Source organism: Photorhabdus luminescens subsp. luminescens (assembly GCF_001083805.1).
In the GTDB taxonomy this organism is placed as follows: domain Bacteria; phylum Pseudomonadota; class Gammaproteobacteria; order Enterobacterales; family Enterobacteriaceae; genus Photorhabdus; species Photorhabdus luminescens.
Genome location: NZ_JXSK01000009.1, coordinates 57858 through 83496, shown reverse-complemented (window position 1 = coordinate 83496; position 25639 = coordinate 57858). Strand labels below are relative to the sequence as shown.

21 protein-coding genes and 2 pseudogenes are annotated in these 25639 nt (G+C 43.8%); 10 read left to right on the top strand and 13 right to left on the bottom strand.

The genetic code is table 11. From position 1 onward, the window contains the following. The first annotated feature begins 244 nt into the window (after nt 1-244). Complete coding sequence (gene emrD, locus TI10_RS18850; RefSeq protein ID WP_049584897.1) at nt 245-1429, top strand: multidrug efflux MFS transporter EmrD; 1185 nt, start codon at nt 245-247, stop codon at nt 1427-1429. 67 nt (nt 1430-1496) lie between these two features. Here the strand turns inward: emrD and glpK are convergent, their stop codons facing one another. Then, nucleotides 1497-3020 carry a glycerol kinase GlpK gene (gene glpK, locus TI10_RS18845; protein ID WP_049584896.1) on the bottom strand — a complete coding sequence of 508 codons (1524 nt, stop codon included), beginning with the start codon at nt 3018-3020 and terminating at the stop codon, nt 1497-1499. Between the two features lie 25 nt (nt 3021-3045). Next, a complete protein-coding gene (locus TI10_RS18840) occupies nt 3046-3876 on the bottom strand; it encodes an MIP/aquaporin family protein (RefSeq protein ID WP_049584895.1) in 831 nt (276 codons plus the stop codon). Nucleotides 3877-4180: 304 nt separating this feature from the next. Here TI10_RS18840 and zapB point away from each other — a divergent pair, with 304 nt between their 5' ends. Further along, nucleotides 4181-4423: a cell division protein ZapB gene (zapB, locus tag TI10_RS18835; protein WP_049584894.1), complete on the top strand. Its 243-nt coding sequence runs from the start codon at nt 4181-4183 to the stop codon at nt 4421-4423. Between the two features lie 67 nt (nt 4424-4490). Here the strand turns inward: zapB and rraA are convergent, their stop codons facing one another. From rraA to priA, 7 genes are all read right to left on the bottom strand, one after another. Then, entirely contained in the window at nt 4491-5000 is a 510-nt protein-coding gene (rraA, locus tag TI10_RS18830; RefSeq protein WP_049584893.1) for a ribonuclease E activity regulator RraA, read from the bottom strand. Nucleotides 5001-5108: 108 nt separating this feature from the next. Further along, nucleotides 5109-6023 (bottom strand): 1,4-dihydroxy-2-naphthoate polyprenyltransferase, encoded by a 915-nt coding sequence (locus tag TI10_RS18825; protein ID WP_049585039.1) that lies wholly within the window; start codon nt 6021-6023, stop codon nt 5109-5111. A gap of 95 nt (nt 6024-6118) precedes the next feature. Further along, a complete protein-coding gene (gene hslU, locus TI10_RS18820) occupies nt 6119-7450 on the bottom strand; it encodes an HslU--HslV peptidase ATPase subunit (RefSeq protein ID WP_049584892.1) in 1332 nt (443 codons plus the stop codon). An 11-nt stretch (nt 7451-7461) separates the two neighbouring features. Beyond that, nucleotides 7462-7992 (bottom strand): ATP-dependent protease subunit HslV, encoded by a 531-nt coding sequence (gene hslV, locus TI10_RS18815; protein WP_049584891.1) that lies wholly within the window; start codon nt 7990-7992, stop codon nt 7462-7464. 138 nt (nt 7993-8130) lie between these two features. Then, on the bottom strand, nt 8131-8958 hold the full coding sequence (ftsN, locus tag TI10_RS18810; protein ID WP_049584890.1) for a cell division protein FtsN: 828 nt from the start codon (nt 8956-8958) through the stop codon (nt 8131-8133). A 67-nt stretch (nt 8959-9025) separates the two neighbouring features. Further along, nucleotides 9026-10054 carry a DNA-binding transcriptional regulator CytR gene (gene cytR, locus TI10_RS18805; RefSeq protein ID WP_049584889.1) on the bottom strand — a complete coding sequence of 343 codons (1029 nt, stop codon included), beginning with the start codon at nt 10052-10054 and terminating at the stop codon, nt 9026-9028. A 324-nt stretch (nt 10055-10378) separates the two neighbouring features. Continuing rightward, nucleotides 10379-12577 (bottom strand): primosomal protein N', encoded by a 2199-nt coding sequence (gene priA / locus TI10_RS18800; protein WP_049584888.1) that lies wholly within the window; start codon nt 12575-12577, stop codon nt 10379-10381. A gap of 209 nt (nt 12578-12786) precedes the next feature. On the opposite strand from priA, the gene rpmE reads away from it, so the two are divergent. Continuing rightward, nucleotides 12787-13002, top strand: coding sequence for a 50S ribosomal protein L31 (gene rpmE, locus TI10_RS18795; protein WP_036780114.1), 216 nt, complete (start codon nt 12787-12789; stop codon nt 13000-13002). A gap of 130 nt (nt 13003-13132) precedes the next feature. Here the strand turns inward: rpmE and metJ are convergent, their stop codons facing one another. After that, on the bottom strand, nt 13133-13450 hold the full coding sequence (gene metJ / locus TI10_RS18790; RefSeq protein WP_011148822.1) for a met regulon transcriptional regulator MetJ: 318 nt from the start codon (nt 13448-13450) through the stop codon (nt 13133-13135). Nucleotides 13451-13737: 287 nt separating this feature from the next. Here metJ and metB point away from each other — a divergent pair, with 287 nt between their 5' ends. From metB to TI10_RS18765, 5 genes and pseudogenes are all read left to right on the top strand, one after another. After that, entirely contained in the window at nt 13738-14898 is a 1161-nt protein-coding gene (gene metB, locus TI10_RS18785; protein ID WP_049584887.1) for a cystathionine gamma-synthase, read from the top strand. A 2-nt stretch (nt 14899-14900) separates the two neighbouring features. Beyond that, nucleotides 14901-17336, top strand: a complete 2436-nt coding sequence (locus TI10_RS18780) for a bifunctional aspartate kinase/homoserine dehydrogenase II (protein WP_049584886.1) — start codon at nt 14901-14903, stop codon at nt 17334-17336. A gap of 341 nt (nt 17337-17677) precedes the next feature. Further along, nucleotides 17678-18562, top strand: coding sequence for a methylenetetrahydrofolate reductase (gene metF, locus TI10_RS18775; protein ID WP_049584885.1), 885 nt, complete (start codon nt 17678-17680; stop codon nt 18560-18562). A 749-nt stretch (nt 18563-19311) separates the two neighbouring features. Beyond that, nucleotides 19312-19695: pseudogene (locus TI10_RS18770) on the top strand (hypothetical protein); the annotation flags it as partial. Next, nucleotides 19691-20578 (top strand): annotated as a pseudogene (locus TI10_RS18765) (Tc toxin subunit A-related protein); the annotation flags it as partial. The pseudogenes TI10_RS18770 and TI10_RS18765, both read left to right, overlap by 5 nt. A 643-nt stretch (nt 20579-21221) precedes the next feature. Here TI10_RS18765 and TI10_RS18760 read toward each other — a convergent pair. After that, entirely contained in the window at nt 21222-21878 is a 657-nt protein-coding gene (locus TI10_RS18760; protein WP_049581402.1) for an IS1595-like element ISPlu21 family transposase, read from the bottom strand. A 921-nt stretch (nt 21879-22799) separates the two neighbouring features. After that, entirely contained in the window at nt 22800-23069 is a 270-nt protein-coding gene (locus tag TI10_RS18750; RefSeq protein ID WP_049584881.1) for a type II toxin-antitoxin system TacA family antitoxin, read from the bottom strand. Nucleotides 23070-23395: 326 nt separating this feature from the next. On the opposite strand from TI10_RS18750, the gene TI10_RS18745 reads away from it, so the two are divergent. Then, nucleotides 23396-24331, top strand: a complete 936-nt coding sequence (locus tag TI10_RS18745; protein ID WP_049584880.1) for a hypothetical protein — start codon at nt 23396-23398, stop codon at nt 24329-24331. Nucleotides 24332-24459: 128 nt separating this feature from the next. Further along, the gene (locus TI10_RS18740; RefSeq protein WP_244161657.1) at nt 24460-24729 is read left to right on the top strand and encodes a hypothetical protein; all 270 of its coding nucleotides are present in this window, start codon (nt 24460-24462) and stop codon (nt 24727-24729) included. 148 nt (nt 24730-24877) lie between these two features. Here TI10_RS18740 and TI10_RS18735 read toward each other — a convergent pair whose 3' ends face one another. Continuing rightward, a complete protein-coding gene (locus TI10_RS18735) occupies nt 24878-25459 on the bottom strand; it encodes a YolA family protein (RefSeq protein WP_049584878.1) in 582 nt (193 codons plus the stop codon). Nucleotides 25460-25639 lie beyond the last annotated feature (180 nt).

The window sequence follows — 25639 nt, the reverse complement described above, 5'->3', positions numbered from 1 at the left end:
GATTCTGTGTTATAGAAAAATTAACCATTATTTTGTTAATACTTAGTTGATATGTACATATTTGTTGCCAGGTATGGCGTAATTAACTGTTATTTTTTCTGCAAAGAAGATTGTGCACTACCTCGCAAAATATTTTAAATTTGTTAAGTTAGTCACATTAGTGGAATAAGAGAATACAGGCCATTTCTTAGTAGCCTGGGGTTTCTTATGACTTTATGAATTGTATAAACTTGTTGTGAATGCGATGAGAAAATTAGAAAACTTTGATTTATTACTGATATTGATTGTACTGGCTGCTGTAGGCCAGATGACACAAACAATCTATGTGCCTATTATTGCAGATATTGCTAAAGATTTTAATGTGCCAATAGGTTCTGTACAACGTGTGATGGCTGCATATCTGTTTTCTTATGGGCTTTCACAGCTTTTTTACGGCCCTCTTTCAGACCAGATTGGCCGGCGCCCAGTTATCTTGGCCGGTATGATAATTTTCCTGTTTGCTACTGTATGTGCTTTATTCTCTCCTAATTTGGATGTATTGGTTGTCGCCAGTGCTTTACAGGGGTTAGGGACGGGGGTTGCAGGTGTGATGGCCAGAACGATGCCAAGGGATTTATATACTGGCACTGCGTTGCGTTATGCTAATAGTTTGTTGAATATGGGAATTTTGGTTAGCCCGTTACTTGCGCCGATGATTGGCGGTGTGATAGCGCATTTCTTTGGTTGGCGTTCCTGTTATCTGTTTTTATTACTTTTGTGTGTTGGTGTTGTTTATTACGTGTTTTGTAAGTTGCCGGAAACCCGGCCACAGCAAACCGAAAAACGAAAAATGCTCACTTCTTTCTATCAACTGTTATCGAATAGCGCGTTTACTGCTTATTTGGTGATGTTAATAGGCGGCTTATCAGGGATTGCGGTCTTTGAGGCTTGTAGTGGTGTGTTGATGGGCGGGGTGCTTGGGTTGAACAGTATTACCGTCAGTATTTTATTTATTTTGCCAATTCCAGCGGCTTTCTTTGGCGCGTGGTATGCCGGGCGAGAAGGAAGAACTTTTTATAATCTGATGTGGCATTCGGTGGTTTGCTGTTTATTGGCCGGTGCATTGATGTGGTTACCGGGATGGTTCGGCGTTATGAATATTTGGACGCTGTTGGTGCCAGCCGCTCTCTTTTTCTTTGGCGCAGGGATGTTATTTCCACTGGCGACAACAGGGGCGATGGAGCCATTTCCTTATCTGGCCGGTGCAGCCGGGGCGTTAGTCGGCGGTTTGCAGAATATTGGTTCTGGTTTGGCAACCTGGTTATCTGCAATGCTGTCGCAAAATAATCAATTCAGCGTGGGTATGTTGATGTTCTTTACGTCAGTTTTGATCTTGATTTGTTGGTTACCATTAGCGCATAGGATGCAGCGTCACGGACATGTCGTTTAATTAAGCAGTTAAAGAAAGGGTGATCATTCATTTCACCCTTTCTTTATATCTAGATATCTAGGGCATCTTAGCCTTTATCTTCCCAATCCTGCGCGCGGGCAACTGCTTTTTTCCAGCCATTGTATTTGTAATTACGTTCAGTGGTTTCAATACCTGGACGGAATTCTTTTTCAATGGTGGCTTTACTTTTCACTTCATCCAAGTCTTTCCAGTAGCCAACCGCCAATCCTGCAAGGAATGCAGCACCCAATGCAGTGCTTTCACGCACTACAGGGCGTTCTACACGGGTGCCAAGGATATCTGATTGGAATTGCATCAGGAAGTTATTGGCAACAGCACCGCCATCTACCCGCAGTGCTTGCAGTCGGGTGCCTGAATCAGCTTGCATGGCATCCAGTACATCGCGGGTCTGATAGGCGATGGATTCCAGCGTCGCACGAATGATGTGATTACTGTTGGTGCCGCGGGTTAGTCCGAAAATTGACCCTCGGGCGTAGGGGTCCCAGTAGGGGGCGCCAAGGCCGGTAAAAGCAGGGACTACATACACGCCGTTACTATTTTTAACTTTAGTGGCAAAATATTCGGAATCAGTAGCATCGGCAATGAGTTTCAGCTCATCACGTAGCCATTGAATGGAAGCGCCGCCAACGAAAACAGCACCTTCAAGCGCATAGTTCACTTCACCGCGGGGACCACAGGCAATGGTTGTCAGTAATCCGTGGTTGGAGCGCACGGCGTCTATACCTGTGTTCATCAGCAGGAAACAGCCTGTCCCGTAGGTGTTTTTCGCCATACCCGGTTGGACACAAAGTTGACCGTATAGAGCAGCTTGCTGATCGCCTGCGATACCTGCGATAGGAATTCGAGTACCGCCTTTACCGCCGATGTTGGTCTGACCATAAATCTCAGAAGATGAATGAACGGTCGGCAGTAGGGAACGCGGGATTTGTAACTCATCAAGAATATGCTGATCCCATTCCAGATTGTGAATGTTGAACAGCATTGTTCGAGAGGCGTTGGTGAAATCGGTAACGTGGACTCGGCCTTGGGTCATTTTCCACACCAACCAGGTATCCACAGTACCGAACAGTAGCTCACCTTTTTCAGCCCGTTCACGGGCGCCTGGGACATTATCTAAGATCCATTTGACTTTGGTGCCGGAGAAATAAGGGTCCACTACCAGCCCTGTATTCTGGCGAATATATTCTTCCAATCCCTCTTTCTGTTTTAGTTTAGTACACGCGTCTGCGGTACGGCGACATTGCCAAACGATGGCATTGTAGATAGGTTTACCGGTTTCTTTTTCCCAAATGATCGTTGTTTCACGTTGGTTGGTAATCCCAATACCGGCAATTTGATCGGAACTAATATCTGCTTTTGCTAATACTTCTACCAGAGTTGAGCTTTGGGTTGCCCAGATTTCCATTGGATCGTGTTCGACCCAACCTGGTTTAGGGTAAATTTGCTCAAACTCTCTTTGGGAAATCGAGATAATATTGGCGTCGTGATCAAGAATTATCGCTCGGGAACTGGTGGTTCCTTGATCAAGGGCGACAATATATTTTTTCTCAATCATATTTTCTGTTGTCATGATAATAACCTGTTCTGGTAATGCTCTAGGCTTTCTTTTTCTTCTGATCTTCAGTTTTATGAATATCAGAGGGTAAATGGCGACCAATAAGTTTGCGGTAACCAAATGCTCCTACAATACCGCCGATAATGGGTGCAGTCAGAGTAACCAGACAGTAAGGGATTTCACGTCCACCTGTCAGGGCAATATCTCCCCAACCCGCTAGATAAGCAATTAATTTGGGACCAAAGTCACGGGCCGGGTTCAGAGCGAAACCGGTTAATGGACCAAATGCGCCGCCGATAACGGCAATCACAATACCAATCAGTAATGGGGCCAGAGGACCGCGGGGAATACCGTTGCCATCGTCAGTCAGCGACAGAATCAAACAGAGCAGAATGGCAGCAATGATAACTTCTATCATAAAAGCTTGAGAAATGGACAGTTGCGCCATTGGATAAGTAGAGAATACACCTGCGGTAAACAGGCTTTCAGGCGTGCCGCGAACGATATTGTGTACCTGTTCGTAATCAAGGAATACACTGTAGTACATCATGTAAATGAGAGCGGCAGCGATGAAGCCGCCAATCATCTGGGCAATAATAAAAGGAATAACTTTTTTGCCATCAAAGCGGGCAAACAGCCATAAGGCAATCGTCACCGCTGGGTTGAGGTGAGCGCCGGAAACACCTGCGGTGAGATAAACAGCCAACGCAACGCTCATACCCCAAATGATACTGATTTCCCACAAGCCTAATTGTGCGCCGGCAAGACGTGCAGCGGCAACACAGCCTACGCCAAGGAAAACCAATAGTGCGGTACCAAGAAACTCAGAGATACATTGTCCGGTTAATGTCGTGCTAGTGGTTTGGCTCATATGTTCTATCCTACGAAGAAGATTTTAGAGGCGTAATGATTATTGTCACCTTTCAGAAATTGAAAGGGAGGTTTTGTAAATTTATCGTTAATGAGCGGAAACGAGAAATAGCGAAATTGAAATGTGTGTGTTGTGTCAACAAAATGAGCGAATCCGCATTTATCCGCTATTTTGCTAAAAATTAAAGTGTGAGACACTTTGAGGTTTTTATTTGACAGTTATTTTTCATGTGTTGGGGATGTTGCTAGACAGGGGCGCGCTGGCTACATACAATCAGACCATTGCTTATAAGGGGGAACCGAGAATGTCATTTGAAGTTTTTGAAAAGCTGGAAGCCAAGGTTCAGCAGGCGATTGATACTATTACCCTGCTACAAATGGAAATTGAAGAATTAAAAGAAAAAAATCGATCTTTGTCTCAGGAAATTCAGAATGCCACTAGCAACCGTGAGTCTCTGACTCATGAGAATGAGCAATTAAAACAAGAGCAGCAGGTATGGCAGGAACGCTTGCGTGCCTTGTTGGGCAAAATGGAAGATGTTCAGTAATTATAAATTTCTAACAGGCAAAAAGGGCGATCTAAAAAATCGCCCTTAATTTTATTATACGTTGCCATCAGATGATCTCATCTTCTTCGCTATCATCAAGTCCCAGTGGCTCTTCGGACAAAATGATACCGGTGTTGTCGGCGTACAAATAATCGCCGGAGAAGAAGGTTACACCACCGAAATTCACTCGGATATCGCTTGCACCTGTCCCTTCATCACGACAGCCAGCAGGAATAGCGGCTATAGCTTGAATACCGAGGTCGAGCTCTGCTAGCTGGTCAACCTGACGTACAGCACCGTAAACAACAATGCCCTCCCATCCATTTTGCACAGCGAGTTGTGCCAGCTCAGCGTCAATTAATGCTTGGCGTACAGAACCACCACCATCTACCAGTAAAATGCGTCCATGACCACTGTCTTCAAGCAGGTCGTAAAGTAACCCGTTGTCTTCAAAGCATTTAACCGTGATGATTTGACCACCAAATGAAGTACGCCCGCCAAAATTGGAGAACATAGGTTCTACCACATTTACTTCTTCTTGATAGATGTCACAAAGCTCGGAAGTATCATATTTCATAGGATTTACGTCTGGTTAAGGTATGGAACAGTAAGTATATCCCTTTCAGGTCGATGTTAGCAAAAGCATCAATTATTAAATTGATGTTGTTAACAGGTATTCATTTAATTAAAAAGTAAGACCAACTGAAAATAGAATATTAGTCAGTAATGCTACTTTAACCATCTGTCCCAACATTGGACGCATTCCTTCAGGTGTGGGGTCATTAAGTACATACCACATATGTTTGAACAACCAAGGCAGAGCGAGCAGGAACAGCCAGCCTGACCAGCCAGACGGGTTTTGTACGGTGAATAATACCAAGCAGAGTATTGCGGTGATTATTAAACAGCCGTGATAGTAACGGGCTTTTTTAGGGCCGAGACGGACAGCTAGGGTATTTTTTCCATGCTGTTTGTCATCTTCAATATCGCGCAAGTTATTGATATTTAAAACAGCAGTAGAGAGAAGGCCACAGGCTGTAGCCGGGAGTATGACAATCGAGTCAAAAAAACCGGCTTGAAGATAATAAGTACCGGCAACACTTAACCAGCCAAAGAAAATCAGTACTGAAATATCGCCAAGCCCCATATAGCCATAAGGTTTTGCGCCGACTGTATAGGTAATGGCGGCAATAATTGCTAGCAGGCCAAGTACCAGAAAACCGAATATATCGCTGGGTTCTTCACAGGCAATGGCAATCAAGGCACTACCAGACAGACAAGCTAGCAGGACAAGAATCTTCAGTGCTTTTTTCATCTGTGGGGCGGTAATAACGCCTTTTTGCATACCGCGTAGTGGGCCGATACGTTTTTCAGTATCACTACCTTTAATAACATCACCGTAATCATTGGCGAGATTGGACAGGATTTGCAGTATGGCTGCTGTTAATAGCGCTAGTAAGGCAACCGGTAACTTGAAATGCCCTGTCCAGGCAGCTAGGGCTGAGCCAGTGATAATGGCTGCAAGGGCGAGTGGCAGCGTTTTAGGGCGCAAACTTTCCAGCCATGCTTGAGTTTGATTAATAGAAGTTGATGAGTTCATTTCTGCGTTCACTTACTCCTGTAGGTGTATAAAAAACAAATGGGAGGCAAGCCTCCCATCATTAATTATAGTGGATCAGAAATCGTATACACCGATTATAGGATAAAGCGGCTCAGATCTTCATCTGCAACCAGTTCATCTAGATGCTGTTTAACATAGTCGGCATCAATATTAACTGACTGACCTTGGCGTTCGCTGGCTTCGAAGGAGATATCTTCCATCAGTCGTTCAAGCACAGTATGCAGGCGACGAGCACCGATATTTTCGGTTGATTCATTTACTTGCCATGCTGATTCAGCAATTTTGCTAATGCCATCAGCCGTGAAACTGATGTTCATTCCTTCTGTTGCCATGAGAGCTTTATATTGCTCTGTCAGAGATGCACTTGGTTCAGTCAGAATACGCTCAAAATCTTCTGTGGTTAATGCTTGTAGTTCCACGCGGATTGGCAAACGCCCTTGTAATTCAGGGATCAAATCGGAAGGGCTAGCAACCTGGAATGCACCTGAGGCGATAAACAGGATATGGTCTGTTTTTACCATGCCGTGTTTGGTAGATACCGTACAGCCTTCCACCAGTGGCAACAGGTCACGCTGAACACCTTCACGGGAAACATCAGGGCCTGAAGTTTGACCTCGTTTGCAGATTTTGTCGATTTCATCAATGAAGACAATACCGTGTTGTTCAACAGAATCAATGGCTTGTTGTTTCAATTCTTCCTGATTAACCAGTTTAGAGGCTTCTTCTTCGACCAGTAGCTTGAAAGCATCTTTGATTTTTAACTTACGAGATTTATGTTTCTGACCAGCAAGATTCTGGAACATAGATTGCAACTGATTTGTCATCTCTTCCATGCCCGGAGGCGCCATGATCTCGACACCTACAGGTGTGGTAGCAACATCGATTTCGATTTCTTTATCATCAAGCTGACCTTCACGTAGTTTTTTACGGAATGCCTGGCGTGCGGCCGATGGTTCGACTTGCGTCTCCGTTTGTCCCCAGTTATTTTTTGCTGGTGGGATCAGGACATCAAGAATACGCTCTTCTGCCAGTTCTTCTGCCCGATAACGGTTTTGTTCAATGGATTGCAGGCGAACCATTTTAACCGCAGCATCGGTCAGATCACGGATGATAGAGTCGACTTCTTTACCAACATAGCCAACTTCGGTGAATTTGGTTGCTTCGACTTTGATAAACGGCGCATTTGCCAGTTTTGCCAGGCGACGGGCGATTTCAGTTTTACCTACCCCAGTCGGGCCAATCATCAGAATATTTTTAGGCGTCACTTCGTAGCGCAGCGTTTCATCTAGCTGCATACGACGCCAGCGGTTACGGAGTGCGATAGCTACAGCGCGTTTCGCTTTGTCCTGACCAATAATGTGTTTGTCAAGTTCGCTGACAATTTCGCGTGGAGTCATTTCAGACATACTATCTACCCTTACGCTTTTGAAGGAAGTTCTTCGAAGTTGTGATTATGGTTGGTGTAAATACAGATATCACCGGCAATGGTTAGCGCTTTCTCTGCAATTTGTCTGGCGCTGAGATCGGTATTTTCCAGCATTGCTCGTGCGGCGGATTGGGCGTATGGGCCACCGGAACCAATGGCGATCAGATCATTTTCTGGCTGAACGACATCGCCGTTACCTGTGATGATCAGGGAGGTATTTTCATCTGCGACTGCCAGCAGTGCTTCCAGTTTGCGTAGCATGCGATCAGTGCGCCAGTCTTTAGCAAGCTCAACCGCTGCTTTGGTCAGATGCCCTTGGTGCATTTCAAGTTTACGTTCAAACAGTTCAAACAGAGTAAAAGCGTCTGCTGTACCGCCGGCAAAACCCGCGATTACTTTGTCATTATAGAGGCGGCGAACTTTACGGACATTGCCTTTCATGACGGTATTACCCATCGTTGCTTGTCCATCACCACCGATTACGACCTGGCCATTACGGCGAACACTTATGATTGTAGTCACGAGTAAGCCCTTGGTTACAAAAATAGATAAATGTGACGCACGGTACTTTCGACAGTGCATATTCGATAGTGTATACGGCTATCGAAAATACCGTGTGCACGGTGTTTAGCAGAATAGATGGGGGAGAATTATCATTTTTCAACCCCCAGTAATACGGAGAATGCAACCTGATACGCCAACGCCTTTCAGACGTTCCCGCATTTTTTCTGCGGTGTTTTTACTATAGGGACCAAGAACAACACGATGCCAGCCGTCTCCCGTTGTGATCTGGCTTTCAATGCCTGCAAATGCCAGATTGGCGCGTACTGATTCAGCTTGGTCCATGTTGCGGAATGAACCACATTGCAAAATCATACGCTGCGCCTTTTCTACAGGCTTAGGTTTACTGATTTCAGCCGGTGGCGGTGTTTGTGGTTGAACTGGCTGAGTCTGTATTGGTTGTTGTGGTAACGTTTGTTGAGGCTGTGGTTGTGGCCTTGTTTCCAGCGGTTGTTGTGTCTCCGTTGATGGCTTGATGATCACTTGTGAACGTGGCACTTGAACGCCATTGTATGGCACTTCTGGCAGAGAGGTTGCCGGTTGGCGCATATCTGCCTGCATTTGTTCAAGTAACTGTCGTTGCTCTGCGGTCAACTGAGTTTGTGAATTGATTTGCCCTCCCGATGAGGGATCACGTGGTGTCTCAATACCGACAGGGCGATTTTCCAATTCTTTGATATAGCGCCAGCGTTCTTCCGGTTTTGGTGGTAATCCATTGTTTTGCTGAGCATGTTTTGGCAGTGTGTCTGGTGCGCTTTCCTGTTTATTATGGGTAATAAAGTAAAGGCCGCCAATAAAGATAATGACTAATGCTACCGCGACGGTCAGCGTTGCTTTTGGCAGCCCCTGGGCTTGGTATTTTTTCTTATCGGTATTTTTACGGCGGGTGTTTGAACGCCCGCGACTCACATAATCTCGTTGTGCCACTGTCTAATTCGCTGAGTAATAAATAAAAGAAAATAAACGATATGTTACTTAACCTGTGGTTATTTGCCTAGCTTTTAGGCGAACAGGTGCTTTGCCGAATAATTAATTCCGATTCCAGTAACTGAGAACCGCCAAATGTTGTGTGACCTTGGATTTGATCTAGCAACAGTAACATTGCCTTGTGCCCAATTTGATAACGGGGCTGTCCAACGGTGGTCAACGGCGGATCGCTGTACATAGCGAGACTTAAGTTATCAAACCCAATGATTGATAAATCTTCCGGTATTTTTAGGCCCATTCTTTTAGCCTGCCACATCACGCCAATCGCCATAACATCGCTGTGGCAAAAGATGGCGGTAGGGGGATCTAACAGAGAAAGTAGTTGTTCGGTCAGCTTTGCGCCGCTTTCATGGGTAAAATTACCTTGGACAATATAATCTTCACGAATTGTTCCGCCAGAGCGACGTAATGCTTGAATATATCCCTGAAGGCGATAGCGGCAAATCGGTATGTTTTCTGGACCGGAGAGGCAGGCAATACGTTTATGCCCCAATGTTTGCAGATAATGAGTCGCATTGAATGCGGCGGTCAGGTTATCAATATGGATCGTCGGCAGTTCTAGCTCTGGCGCAAATTCATTTGCCATTACCATAGGCGGTAGGTTTTTTTGTTCTTCTTTGCTGGCATCAAACGGAATATTAGAACCCAATAGCAGCAGACCATCAATTTGTTTGGTGACAATCAGGTTGAGAAACGCGTGTTCCTGTTTTCGCTGATGTTGGCAATCACCAATTAAAACCAGATAGCCATGTTGTGCCGCTGTCTCTTCAACGCCGCAAATCACATCGGTGAAAAAGGGGTCGCTGATATTTGGCACTATTACTAAAATAGTTTTTGACTCACCGCGTTTAAGATTACGAGATAAGTTATTTGGGTAATAGCCTACAGCCAGTACAGCTTGTTCCACTTTTTGTCGGGTCTGGGAAGAAACTTTTTCTGGATTCATGAGTGTTCTTGATACTGTTGCCGTAGAAACGCCAGCCACTTCAGCGACATCTTTCATCGTTGCGGAGGTGCCATTCTTTTTCTGCTCCAAAACTCACTCCTCATTTCCTGACGGGGTAGTTAAATGATTGTCATTTTCTGGTTGCCGGGAAACCGTCAGTGACTTTAAGGAAAGCAACAACATGCGGTTTAAGGTTATGACAATGTTATTAAGGAATCATTCTAAACAGTTTGGCAAATTCATTTATTCCTTAGTTTGTAAAAAAGTGTGATATAAATCATTTATTCGATATGGCTCGCAAATTAGTGAATAATTTTTCATTGATTACTGATTTTCAGGTGTGATTTTTTATAGTAAATAAGAGTATGTTTAATCTGCTCAGGTTATGTGTTTTAAAATAGAGGCAATTAATCTCTAACTGTCTGTTGGATCAACATCGATATTCCATTTCACTTTTCGGATTTGCGGCAAAGTTGTTATTTGTGGATAAACCATCGCCATGATTTTTTGTAAAAAAGTTCTGGATGGATGTTGAATTAATAGTTGCCAGCGATAACGGCCACTCCTTTTGGGCTGTAATGCAGGAACCGGACCCATGATCCATAAGTTATCATCCCGTAAAGGATGATGTTCAAAAAGTAGTCGCAATTGCTGTAAAAAAGCAGGCGCCTGCTGATTATCGTGATCTTCTGATCGCAAGATAATATGACTGGTAAATGGCGGCAAAAATACACTTTTGCGTTCATCCATAGCTTGAATAGCGAAATCATCGTAGCCTTTATTGAGCAAAATTTGCAGTAATGGATGATCAGGATGATGAGTCTGGAGAACCACTTCTCCCTGTTTACCAGCCCGGCCAGCCCGACCAGAGACTTGTGTATAAAGTTGTGCGAAACGTTCCGCTGCCCGAAAGTCTGCTGAAAACAGGGCGCCATCAACATCGAGTAAAGCGACCAGAGTGACATCAGGAAAATGGTGACCTTTTGCCAGCATTTGGGTGCCGATTAATATACGGGCATTTCCGGTGTGAATGTCAGCCAGTTGTTGTTCCAGTGTTCCTTTGCGGCTGGTGGTATCTCGATCAATGCGGGTAATGGGTACATCAGGGAATAGGGCTAAAATACCGTCTTCAAGCTGTTCTGTGCCAAGGCCGACAGGTTGAAGATGGGTAGAGCCGCATTGTGGGCACTGGCGGGGAACGGGGCGCTGGCTGTCACAATGATGGCAACGTAACTGACGATGGTGTTGATGCAGTGTGTAATAATGGTCACAGCGTTGGCATTCTGCAATCCAGCCGCATTCATGGCAAAGCAGGGCAGGTGAATAACCGCGACGGTTAAGGAAAAGTATGACCTGATTATTGGCTTGTAGATGTTCTTCAATACGCTTTATTAGTGGTTGAGATAACCCGACTTTGAGTGGTAAACCTTTTAAGTCCAACAGATGTTGAGTCGCTGGTTGAGCATGGCCTGCTCGTTTGGATAATGTTAGCGGACGGTATTTGCCTTGTTGTACATTGTAAAGTGTTTCCAGTGCTGGAGTCGCAGAACCCATGATCACTGGGATATTCTCTTTTTTTGCTCTGAATACCGCCAAATCACGGGCATGATAACGCCAGCCTTCCTGTTGCTTATAAGAACTGTCATGTTCTTCATCAATAATAATGATGCCAAGGCAGGCAAAAGGGGTAAATAGGGCTGAACGTGTACCGATGACAATCGCGTTTTCACCCTGTTGCGCCCGTAGCCATACAGCAAGGCGTTCACTGTCATTCAGGGCTGAATGAAGAACGTCAACTGGTGCGTTGAAACGTTCACGGAAACGACGGATGGTTTGTGGTGTCAGGCCAATTTCCGGTACAAGTATCAACGCTTGTTTACCTTGAGCCAGAATATTCTCCAGCACACTGAGATAAACTTCTGTTTTACCTGATCCGGTGATGCCGGCCAGTAACCAGGGAGAAAATTGCTGGTCTTCTGCGCGGATAGCACCAACTGCTGTGGCTTGTTCAGTATTCAATTTCAGGCGTTCGCCTGTGATTTGAAAGTGATTTCGCCAGTTCTCAGATTCAGGTCGCACAGGGTATAAATCGATAAGTGACTTCTTTTTGAGCGACTGGAAGGCGCTTTCGCTCAGTTCCAGTTCTGTAATCTGATGGCGATATATTGCTTTACGGCGTAGGGTTGCCAGTACTTGTTGCTGTTTTGGTGAGCGTTTCAGTTGAGTCAGCGGTAATTCAGCACCTGTTGGCGTGATTTGCCATTGCCATAGTGGCGTTGATTCCGCGGGTTTTCCCTGACGAAGTAGTACCGGTAATGAATGGAACAGGACTTCACCGATGGGGTAATGGTAATAGCTGGATGCCCAGAGTAATAATTGCCAAAGATTTTCTGAAAATAAGGCGTGAGTATCGAGAATAGACTCTATGGTTTTCAGTTGTTCTGCCGGAATATCGCTGTTGTCAGTTATTCCGGTGACGATCCCAATTGCTTTTCGTTTGCCAAAAGGGACGCTTACCCGCATCCCTGCAACGGGTAATTGACTCTCTGCCGGCAATAGATAGTCAAAAGAGCGAGTAAGAGGGACAGGCAGAGCAACCTGAACAACAATCATAAAATTATTCCGAACGATCAATAAATAAAGCAAAAATTGGCTATAGGGTATCATAGACAATCAACGGATTTCATTGCGGGATAGGCAGATCTTCTGTATGATCCGCCGCCTTTGGTATGGAATATACCAAACTCATTTTATCAACACGACGTGTGGTGTCTGGCGGCAACAAGGCTGGATAGCGACACGGCCTTAACAGAGGTTATCCCATGAAAAAAGGTATTCATCCTAAATATGAAGAAGTTACTGCAACTTGTTCTTGCGGTAATGTAATGCAAATCAGATCTACCGTTGGTCACGCTCTGAATCTGGACGTATGCGGCCAATGTCACCCATTCTATACGGGTAAACAACGTGATGTTGCTACTGGTGGTCGTGTTGATCGCTTCAAGAAACGTTTCAACGTTCCAGGTGTCAGCAAGTAATTGCAGAATTGCGCCTGTCCGTAATGACAGGCCAACTGGTACTAACGCCCGGTGTTTTGCATCGGGCGTTTTGCATTTTAGCCATAATAAAAAAATCCCTGAGTTTTCACAGGAGTTTTTTGCGCTGCTATCAATATTCCCAGGTATCAGGATCAATCCCTAATTCCCGCATGATCTTTTTGGCCTCCTCTGGGATTTCATCATTACGCTCTTTGCGTAAATCAGCATCATCAGGTAGCGGTTGCCCAGTAAAGGCATGCAGGAATGCTTCACACAGCAATTCACTGTTAGTCGCGTGACGCAGGTTATTCACCTGGCGACGGGTGCGTTCGTCGGTGAGGATCCTCAACACTTTCAAAGGAATTGAGACTGTGATTTTCTTCACTTGTTCGCTTTTTTTGCCATGTTCAGCATAAGGGCTGACATATTCACCGTTCCACTCAGCCATGGGGTACCTTAAATAGTCGTAAAATCATAAAATTAAGCCGGATAACAGCACCAGCTTTCGTTGTGACATATTGCCATTTTATCGTGATTTCCTTATCAATTATACAGTTATAGTATATGCGATAAACTAATGGCTATTAATAGATAAAGTAGCATTAGTTATGATGAATAATTATCCCATTGCTTAATCTAACCGTAAAGAGGTTTGGATGTCTAGATGTGTTGACGTCTATTGTGGTAGCAGATATTCTTCCCTGAATTAATTTATGACAGACAGTGGTAGCTGATATGACACGCAAACCGGCAACAATAGCAGTTCGCAGTGGGTTGAATAATGATGAACAGTACGGCTGTGTTGTTCCGCCTATTTATCTTTCCAGCACATATAATTTTACTGATTTTAATCAGCCAAGGACACATGATTATTCCCGCAGGGGTAATCCAGGCCGTGACATGGTACAACGGGCGTTAGCTGAGTTGGAGGGAGGCGCGGGTGCTATCATGACCAGCAGCGGAATGTCAGCCATTCACCTGTTATGCACGGTTTTCCTTAAGCCCGGTGATCTGTTGGTTGCTCCTCATGACTGTTATGGCGGCAGCTACCGTTTATTTGACAGCCTGAGTCAACGCGGCGCTTATGAAGTGGCTTTTGTCGATCAGAGTGATGAACAGGCATTAAAGCAAGTCTTGTCCAAAAAACCAAAGTTGGTATTGATTGAAACGCCCAGTAATCCTTTATTACGTATTGTCGATATTACCCATATATGCCAGCTTTCCCATGAAGCTGGGGCGACAGTTGTTGTTGATAACACTTTCTTGAGTCCTGTACTACAGAAGCCTTTGGCGTTGGGGGCAGACCTGGTTGTGCATTCCTGTACTAAATATCTTAACGGACACTCTGATGTGATTGCCGGCGTCATTATTGCAAAGGATGAAGAGGTTGCTACGGAGCTCGCTTGGTGGGCGAATAATATTGGTGTAACCGGTGCGGCGTTTGATAGCTACCTGCTATTGCGTGGCATGCGTACTTTATCGCCACGTGTCTTGTTACAGCAAAAGAATGCATTAGAGATTGTCAATTACCTTCAACAGCAACCGTTAGTGAAAAAACTTTTTTATCCTGCTTTGAAAGATCATCCCGGACATGAAATTGCTTGTAAGCAACAATTTGGTTTTGGCGCAATGGTAAGCTTTGAGTTAGATGGTGATGAACAGGCGATACGTCGTTTTCTATCTGAGTTAACGTTATTTACTTTGGCGGAATCACTGGGTGGGGTAGAAACCTTAATTTCCCATACGGCTACCATGACTCATGCTGGAATGTCAGCACAGGCAAGGGCGGAAGCGGGGATTGCGGATTCACTATTACGTGTTTCTGTGGGTATTGAAGATAGTCAGGATTTAATCGCTGATTTGGAAAATGCATTTCAGGCAGTAGTAAAGGAGTGACCATGAGTGCACTGGCAATTGCAGCGGCGGAAAATGACCGCCAATTACATAAGTTTGGTGGAAGTAGTCTCGCGGATGTGAAATGTTATCAACGGGTAGCCAAGATTATGGCTAATTACAGTCAACCCGGTGATTTAATGGTGGTATCCGCGGCGGGCAGCACGACTAATCAGTTAATTAATTGGCTTAAACTTAGCCAGAACGACCGTATCTCTGCTCATCAGGTGCAGCAGGTTCTGCGCCGTTATCAGCAAGATCTGATTAAAGGTTTGCTGCCTGAAACAGTTGCTGAAGAGTTGGTGAAGCGTTTTGTTGCCGATCTTGAAAAGTTAAGTACATTACTGGATAAACCGGTTAGTGATGTGACTTATGCAGAAGTGGTCGGGCACGGAGAGATTTGGTCCGCACGTTTGATGTCAGCCGTGCTTGAAGCTCAGGGCATTCCTAGCGCTTGGGTAGATGCTCGCCAGTTTTTACGTGCGGAACGGTCGGCTCAACCGCAAATTGATATTGCACTTTCTCAACCGCTGTTAAATCAATTAATAACGCAAAACCCAAATAAGCGATTGGTCGTGACCGGTTTTATCTCCAGTAATCATGATGGAGAAACAGTTTTGTTGGGGCGAAACGGCAGCGACTACTCCGCAACTCAGGTCGGGGCTTTGGCAGGGGCGAAACGGGTAACCATCTGGAGTGATGTTGCGGGTGTTTATAGTGCTGATCCGAGAAAAGTCAAAGATGCCTGTCTGTTGCCATTATTACGTCTGGATGAAGCCAGCGAGCTTGCTCGTCTTGCCGCACCGGTGCTGCATGCCCGTACCTTACAGCCTGTTTCCATCAGTGATATTGATTTGCTGTTGCGTTGCAGCTACCAACCGGAGCAGGGATCAACGCGTATTGAAAGGGTTTTGGCCTCTGGAACTGGCGCCAAAATTGTTACCAGCCATGATGATGTTTGCCTGATTGAATTGCATGTGGCTGCTCATCATGATTTTAAACAGATATACAAAGATATTGATCTGTTGTTAAAACGGGAACAAATTCGCCCATTGGCGACAGGTATCCATCCAGACTGTAATTTGATCCAGCTCTGTTACACTTCTGAAGTGGTGAATAGTGCACTGGGTGTGCTGGAAGATGCTGCGCTTCCGGGCAGACTTTCACTAAGAGAAGGTTTGGCGCTGGTGGCGTTGGTTGGAGCGGGTGTATGCAAGAACCCATTACATTGCCACCGTTTTTATCAGCAACTTAAAGATCAGCCGGTAGAATTTATCTGGCATGCGGAGGATGGCATCAGCCTTGTCGCTGTGCTGCGGACTAATCAGACTGAACATGTGATTCAGGGATTGCACCAGAGTTTGTTCCGTGCTGAAAAGCGGATTGGCCTGATTTTGTTCGGTAAAGGCAATATCGGTTCCCGCTGGTTGGAGTTATTCGCTCGTGAACAGAAAAATATTTCGGCTCGCAGTGATTTTGAATTTATTTTGGCTGGAGTGGTGGATAGCTGCCGGAGCTTGCTCGACTATCAGGGGATTGATGCTAGCCGGGCATTAGCTTTCTTTGATGATGAAGCGACAGAGTATGATGTTGATGCGTTATTTCTGTGGATGCGAGCACACCCTTATGACGATCTGGTGATTCTGGATGTGACGGCCAGTGAAGAACTTGCTCGATGTTACAACGACTTCGCCAGCTACGGTTTCCATGTCATCAGCGCCAATAAAATTGCTGGCGCTTCCAGTAGCAGTGATTATCGCCTCATTCGTGATGCATTTGCCAAAACAGGTCGTCATTGGTTTTATAATGCAACAGTCGGCGCAGGCTTACCTATCAATCATACCGTGAGGGATTTACGGGAGAGTGGCGATACCATTTTGTCCATCAGTGGCATTTTCTCCGGCACGTTATCTTGGTTGTTTCTGCAATTTGATGGCTCAGTACCCTTTAGTGAGTTAGTTGAGCAGGCGTGGCAACAGGGATTGACAGAGCCTGATCCGCGTATTGATCTGTCTGGTCAGGATGTGATGCGTAAATTGATTATCCTTGCTCGTGAAGCAGGGTATGAGATTGAGCCAGAACAAGTGCGGGTTGAGTCATTGGTCCCGAAAGAAGCAGCATCTGGTTCTATTGAGCAATTCTTTGATAACAGCGGTGTTATCAATGAGCAAATGGTGCAGCGATTAGCCGCAGCGCAGGAAATGGGCATGGTGCTGCGTTATGTCGCTCGTTTTAATGCAAATGGTAAGGCAAAAGTGGGTGTTGAGGCGGTATGTCCTGATCACCCATTGGCTTCTTTGCTACCGTGCGACAATGTGTTTGCGATTGAGAGTCGTTGGTATCGTGACAATCCGTTAGTGATTCGTGGGCCGGGGGCGGGTCGTGATGTGACGGCAGGCGCAATTCAGTCGGATCTTAACCGTTTGTCACAACTGCTTTAAGTTTCTAACCTTTACTTATTGATCAAATATGATTTCCTTCGCTTGATATTTGAGGTAACCAGAGGATAGGTGTCCTGCATAGGGCATCTTTCCTCATTGCTGCCTTAGGCATCGATCCGCTAAGCCGATATAAACAAAACCAAAGATCCCTTGATGAAATTTTTTCCGATTCAGGGTGAATATTCCTCACCGATTTAACTCAATTTTGTTGTTGACTAAAAAATACCGATCCTTCATCTTATTTAGACGTCTAAACGTATAGGTGTTTAGAAGTGTAAATAAGAATAACTGGCAAATTATTGAGATGGGAAATTATTCCGCTTGTTAACGAGGTGCAGGGTATGAGTTTTTTTCACGCAAATCAGCGAGAGGCGCTGAATCAGAATCTGGCTGAACTGGAAGGACAGATCCGTGTTTCATTTGAATTCTTTCCACCGCGTACAGCCGAGATGGAAAAAACCCTGTGGAAATCCATTAATCGCCTGAGCACCCTTAAGCCTAAATTTGTTTCCGTTACTTATGGCGCTAACTCTGGCGAACGTGACCGTACTCACAGCATAATCAAGGGAATAAAAGAGAAAACTGGCCTTGATGCGGCTCCGCACCTTACCTGTATTGATGCCAGTCGTGATGAATTGTGCGAAATTGCCCGTGATTATTGGAAAAATGGTATTCGCCATATTGTGGCTTTACGGGGTGATTTACCGGAAAACAGTGAAAAACCTAAAATGTATGGGTCTGATCTGGTCGAATTACTTAAGAAAGAAGCTGATTTTGATATTTCCGTTGCTGCTTACCCTGAAGTTCATCCTGAAGCAAAAAGTTCTCAGGCTGATCTGATTAGCCTGAAAAGAAAAATTGATGCGGGTGCGAACCGTGCTATTACCCAATTCTTCTTTGATGTGGAAAGTTACCTGCGTTTTCGTGACCGCTGTGTGGCTGCCGGGATTGATGTAGAAATTGTACCGGGAATTTTGCCGGTATCCAATTTTCGTCAGCTTAAACGTTTTGCAGTAATGACCAATGTGCGTATTCCTAGCTGGATGACCAGAATGTTTGATGGGCTGGATGATGATCCTGAAAGCGCTAATTTGGTTGGTGCTTCTATTGCAATGGATATGGTGAAGATTTTAAGCCGCGAAGGTGTGAAGGATTTTCATTTTTATACCTTAAACCGCGCGGAACTGAGTTATGCAATTTGTCATACTTTGGGTGTTCGTCCTTAATCTTTGGCTCTTACTAAGGAAATTTCTTAGTAAGAGCATGTTTTTATAAAGTGTAAACTTTTATTATCTGGTTGGATAATTAAGGTTAATCTATTTCCGGTATCTAATTTTATAGAATTGAAAGAATGGAGTAATTAGAATGGTAATAAATAATACTTTGTTATTAATTAAATTATTAAAGATAAGCTATAGTAAATAACGACTCTGGTTATAATGTTTTTTACATAATTATCACTCTCTAAATTGCTTTGTTAGAAAATAACGTCACCCTACAGATAACTAATTATCGTCGTCAGACTTATCGTCTCGTGTAAAGTCCCGTATTATGGTTAATGTTAACCATTACCATATCATTTTTTAACACTCCAACGTAAAAAATATGTTTGTGGCTTTCACTTATTGGCTGATAAATATATTTCTAATGCCTGACATCATTATGTGGCATTTTGTCCTATTCACTATTTCATACCAATCAAATTAGAGGATAAATCAGCCCTGTGGGTGTTTTTAGACGATATTATTTCAATAATATTCGTCTGCGTTTTTGATCCCTAACCTGTTAGTACTGCACATTTGCAGTCAGTTTCTGTTTGCCTGCTGCAATAACATTATCAATGAGAGACAATTATGCAAAACTCATTATCAAGCACTATCGATACTATCTGTCAGAAACTTAAATTAACTTGCCCTGCGGAAATTGCGCTGTATCCCTTTGAGACTTTCCGGGAAAAAACTCGGGAAATGGTTAATTGGGTATCAGCTCCCATATTTCGCCAGAACTGTATAACTTGCTAATTGAGGAGATCCCGGAAAAAGATGAGGCCAAGCTTGATACACTTTATAAAACAAACTTTGGCGATATTACCACTGCTCAGTTAATGTCCCCAAGTTATCTGGCCCGGTATTATGGCGTCTCACCAGAAGATATTGCCTATGTTACTACTTCATTATCACATGTTGGGTACAGCAGTGATATTCTGGTTATTCCGTTGGTTGATAACGCGGGTAAGATGGAAGTGGTTCGTGTAACCCGAACACCATCAGATAATTATACCGGCCAGACGAATTATATTGAGCTGTATCCACAGGGTAGCGACAATTATCTGATTAAATACAATCTAAGCAGCAGCTATTCGCCGTGAAGCCGCTGAAATGTAAAAAGATTATCTGAAAACCCAACAAGCTCAGGCACAATTAACCTTCTTGCAAAGTAAATTCAGTAATCAAGCACTATATAGTTGGTTACGAGGAAGTTTGTCGGGAATTTATTTCCAGTTCTATGATTTGGCCATATCCCGTTGCCTGATGGCAGAGCAATCCTATCAATGGGAAGCTAATGATAATTCCATTAGCTTTGTCAAACCGGGTGCATGGCAGGGAACTTACGCCGGCTTATTGTGTGGAGAAGCTTTGATACAAAATCTGGCACAGATGGAAGAGGAATATCTGAAATGGGAATCTCGCGCTCTGGAAGTGGAACGCGCCGTTTCATTAGCAGAAGTTTACGGTTCGCTGTCGGATAAGGATCGTTTTAATCTGGCGGAACAAATACCCGTATTACTGGACAAGGGAGAAGGGACAGCGGGAACTAAAGAAAATGGTTTGTCATTAGCTAATGCTATTCTGTCATCTTCGGTCAAATTGTCCGATTTGAAATTGAAAACGGATTACCCGGACAGTATTGTTGGTGATAACAAGATTCGTCGTATTAAGCAAATCAGTGTTTCACTGCCTGCGTTGATTGGGCCTTATCAGGATGTTCAGGCTATGCTCAGTTATGGTGGCAGTACTCAGTTGCCGAAGGGCTGTTCAGCGTTGGCTGTGTCTCATGGTACTAATGATAGCGGCCAGTTCCAGTTGGATTTCAACGATGGCAAATACCTGCCATTTGAAGGTATTGCGCTTGATGATGAGGGTACACTGAACCTTCAATTCCCTAATGCTACCGACAAACAGAAAACTATATTGCAAACTATGAACGATATTATTCTGCATATTCGTTATACCATCCGTTAATTAATTTCGCGATTACATAATACAGGCTCTCCTTTGGGAGAGCTTGATAGAAGTAATTTTTGAGATGTTTATAGAAGGTAGGTTTTTAAATTAATTTTAGGTTTATATATTATTTAAGTTTAATTTATATGATTTCTATTTTTTTATTCTTAGAACATTATGTTAAGGCGTGTAATGCAAAAAGGTAAAATTTATTTTAATATTTCTGATTGGCTTTAAGTAAAGTTTTTATGATTTTATTTTAAGGTGTGGTATAAGTTGATAATTTCGGTATCGTACCTGAAACGATCATTATTAGTGATTAAACTAAAAAGAAGTTCTGGGTTTCCCGTACATATATTTTTGTCTTATTTATAATTATAAATTAAAGATTGTTTATGAAGTATTGTGGAAAATAATTATTTTGTATAATATCTATTGGTTAGAATTAATAATGCTCTCACTGGGAATGTTTATATGTCATTGTTTATATTTGTTAATTGAATTGGTTATTGGAGCATTTAATTAATTATTGTTTAGATGTGATGAGAATTGTAAGGCGATTTGGTATAAAAATCTTTATATCTATTTTTTTGGAGATATTTTTTCAACTCCAAGATAATACATGGTTACTATTAATTTTAGGGGCTGTCCTAGATAGCGATTATATTTTTCCCTTAACTATTTGTTTTAGAATATGTAATTGGTCTTTTACACCCGGTGTATTAAATCTCCACTCACATTCCTTGAGAAAGAACTCAAAATGTTCCTTTGGTATGCCATTAAATTTACGCAGATGACGTTTGGCTTGGTTCCAAAAGTTCTCTATCCCATTGATATGGTTTTGGCCATTTTTAGCGTCTACAAACTCCGTGCTATGGTTAATTCGATAGTGTTTAAAATCGGACACGTCCAGCACATCATAGCTGGCAAAATTGTCTGTGTAGACTAGGCTGTCAGGCTTAATTTTCGCCGTGATTATCGGAATCAAAGTATCGGATTTGGCGTTAGGTATTAGGCGGGTGTAAACCTTACCACCTCGCTTGAGAAGCCCGAAAACAGGGACTTTTCCGGCTGAACCTCGCCCGCGTTTTCCCTTACGTTTACCCCCGAAATAGCTTTCGTCTATCTCGACTTCACCTTCAAACATGGAGTGTTCATCGACATAATCAGCGATAAGAACTCTGAGGCGGTGAAAATAGTAAGCTGAAGTCGTTTTGTTGACCCCCACTAACTCAGCCGCAGTGCGAGCTGTAGCCCCTGCCACAAAGAGCTCCTGAAGACGTTTTTGCTTGTATTGGCTAATCCGACTTTTTCTCATTTGGATATCCTAGATCAAATTACTTATCTAGGACAGCCCCTAATTTTATATCATAATTCAGGGAGGAAATTATTAAGAACTGGAGTGGTTTTATTTTTAATGGTCAAGAATATAGACTTAATCATCTTGATGAATTCGGATTCATTTACATTCAGGAAAAAGAAGGTATCAAGCCGGAGAAAAGCTATAAATTTATTGTTGAGTTTAGCCTACATTGCTTTACTTTGAAGCCTAATAAGCGCAAGGGTGAAACTCTTTCTAATTATCCCAGGGATCTCTATTATTCAGATTCTCGAGAAACACGTGTTTTCTGTTTTAAACGATACGCTATGTCTTTCTGCCTTCCAGATATAGTAAAAACAATAAGTTCAAGAATTTGTTATAAGACAGGGAAAGGAAATTTTTTTACTATTGAAATTACTAATGACAATGGAGAAATTGTAGATTATGAAATCTATTTCAAAGTATCACGAGAAAGTCGAGGGAAATTGCGATTATTTGTAGAAAGTGCTTACGTCAGAGATAGCGATCATAGTACGATTCAGCCACAGAAGAAAAAAATAAACTTTTTTGTTATTGCTCACAATATTCAGGTTAGAAAAGTTATAAAGTAAAAAGCCTCATCATTGTGAGGTTTTTTACTTTATAACTAAGAAATTTAACTGGGAACTCTTTATAACCGCTCTTGGGCTGGTAACCATTGGTTGGATTAGACGCCTAGCTTCCGCTATCCCGTTCATACGCCTTTTAAAGTATATAACTAACACTGTATACACTCCATATTCTACACATATATTGTAAAATATTCTTGTTCATTTCGTGCCAAATAGCATACGGATATCAACTCAATGCAAATATGGGTTTTTGTTTTTTTCTGATAATGTAGTTTGTGTTGGGTACGTTTAGCTCAAAAAACTCTCTTTAGGCATGTTTAATCTTGTGTGTTGTGTTTATTGCGTTTTGTAAAGCAGTATTGGGGGCGAAAGCGTCATTCAAAGCGGTTGTGAATGCCTGAAAATCCTGGGCTGTCATTGTTATGCGAGAGTCTCTATCTAATAGCTCACGTGCTTTCTCTTTAGCTGCTGGGCGCACGAATACGGCCATTGTTGTGCCCATTAAAGCCGCGGCGCGAGAAATAACTTCCTTTTCATCTGTGTCCATCTTTAAATCAAATCGAGCGATAGCAGCCATTATCATGCCTCTTTAAGTACGGTAAATTAATGTATACGCTATTTTGCTGTTTAAAAATTGAGTAAGCAAGTTTTAATATTGAGTTTGTATCCCCACATTACATTGTCATTGTTAGATCATCTCGGTTTAATAAGTAAAGTCCATCATAAGCCTTCGTCCAGTATGATATGAACTGCTGTGGTTCATAATTTTGGACACCTATCCCCAAATGATCTTTCTCTTCTGACACCTAAAACAGATAAAAATCGGGTCACTTTTTTACATAAAGCAAGGCAGGAAAAATACTAAGATGCCCTTAATGAATTCAATTTATGTTGGAAAAGGTAATGCCAATTTCATCCATTAGCGGCCATGCACCGCTTAGCCAAACACAAGCTCCTCAGCACACTGTATCTTCTCCCCTACTCGAACAGGGTAATCGTTTGTTTGAACAGTCTGTCCGACGTGGACCGCTGCATTTCCAGAGCTCGGATCTCAAGCATTTGATCACCGAATTGCGCCAGTTGCAGAATGCTCCCAACAGCGCGCAAGCCCAACGGGTGCAGGATGCTATCCAGCACTGGGAGAACCACCATCCCAAAGAGGTGGCGGCCCGTAGCACCCGCCTTGCCGATCTTAAACAGGCTCTGGCAGAGCAAGGCGCCGTGGTGCGTACCTTTCAACCAAAGGTAATGGCGTCCGATTCCCAAGCGATGTTACAGCAGGCTATGCCAGTCTTACAGAAAATGGGGACCTATGCATGCACCGATGCCGGTACTTTCGTCAGTAAGCAGAATCCCCATTATCAGCAAATTATGGAGAGATTGCGGTTATTCAATGACAGCCCGGAGCGCCTGAGGGGTAACAACCAAGCCAACATGATGTCCAACATGGCGGCTATCGCCGCTAGACAAGGCAACGTTAGCCTCAACCAACTGCAATCTATCGCTGCCCGTGTCGCTCAAGCTCAGGCTGGTTGCTGCACTACCTTGGCCTATTCTGCGGCAGCCGAACTGATGAAGCACAATCAAGGTGACCAACAGCGCATTGAGGTAGTCGCTCATCGTGGTGCCAAGGGGCATAGCCAGACCCACTGCTTTGTAGTGGTCGGTCGTGATCCCAACAGTGAACTCAGCAAACCCGAAACTTGGGGTAAGCAAGCACACGTCATCGATCCTTGGGCTGCGACCATAGGTGGTAGGTTGCAAGGCACGCCGAGTAATCCACCGATCGCTAACCTGTGGCCGCCGACTGAATCTGTGTTTGACAACCATAAAGAGTAACTATGTTCAATGCCTTATTATCGGAGCTGTGCCGACGCCTCGGACAGACCGAAGAATCTCTGCACTCGGAGGGGCTCGATCTGCCGCTCGGCCCTTTTAGTCTGCATATCCGCCAACGCGACGAACTGGTGACTTTGTTTATCCCGCTAGGTAATGTTGAACCTCGTTCGTTGGCTACACTGGCCGACTGGCCATCACTGCAATTGAGTCGCAGTGGTGAAGGCGAGACTCTGCTCTGGAGCCGTGAATGGTTGGAGAGACTAGATGCTGAGTTGCTGACCAGTTTGGTGGAACGGATGTTACAACAAGCTAGGGACCTCATAGCTACGTCTTCTACCACAGAAAGCCAAGAATGGTTGCCGTTCGGCAACCAAGGGGCTTCGTGGCACAAAGTCTAGCAAAAATCGTTTTAAACTCTCACCCAATGTGGGCGGAGAAATTAGGTGAAAAATCTAAAGGGTTTTGAGAGATTAGTCAGGTGCATGATTGCAAACTTTAATCAAGGGCGGTTTCCCGCCCCTGACAGATTGAGTGGGTTTCAGCAAGTCAAAGGATGCTGATCTGCACTGACATGGTATTCTGAGGCCAATTAGCGGAAGTATTCTGGTATCTGAAAATACCATTCTGGTAGCCGTCGAGGCTGTATTCCTTAAGGAAGCCAACCACAATTTGGCCCGCAGCACATGGCCAATTGTAATGCCCGTTTGTAATGCAAACTGGTGTAGAAGAGTACAGCGAGTATGGCAGTATACCGCCGTTCATCCAAGTAAAGGAACTGTATCCGTAGCCAATTTCCAGAACGGCAGCGCGTAGCTGCTGTCCCCCGTGATTGCAGTTTGTCACCAGCAAGTTGGAAGTGTACTCCCATCCGCAATTCGTTGAGCCAACGGCATAGACCCACATATTGGTTAGCGGAGGTGCAGGGATGTAAGCTACCCCAGATTTAGCGTTGAGCTCTTTCTCTTCTTCGGCCCGGATAGGGCTCTCAGGGTTAGGCAGCAACTGGGGTTGCGCTGTCAGGGCATTTTGAGCAGTAGGAACCTCCTTCGGTTGCTCTGTTTGGGCATAGGCATTAACGCCAAACAAGGAAGCAAGAGATAGTAAAATGGCAAGTTTATTTTTCTTCATGATTTAATCCTCTTAGAAATGGGAAAGTACAATTCTAGGGAAGTGAGCAAAAATCACATTATCAAATTTTATTTATGTATTGATGGTGGTTTAATCGAGTGATGTCACGTGTTTTCTTATTTTTCTTGCTAATAAGAGGGTGTTAATGATAAGTGATTTTTATTAAATTACGTTTCGCCA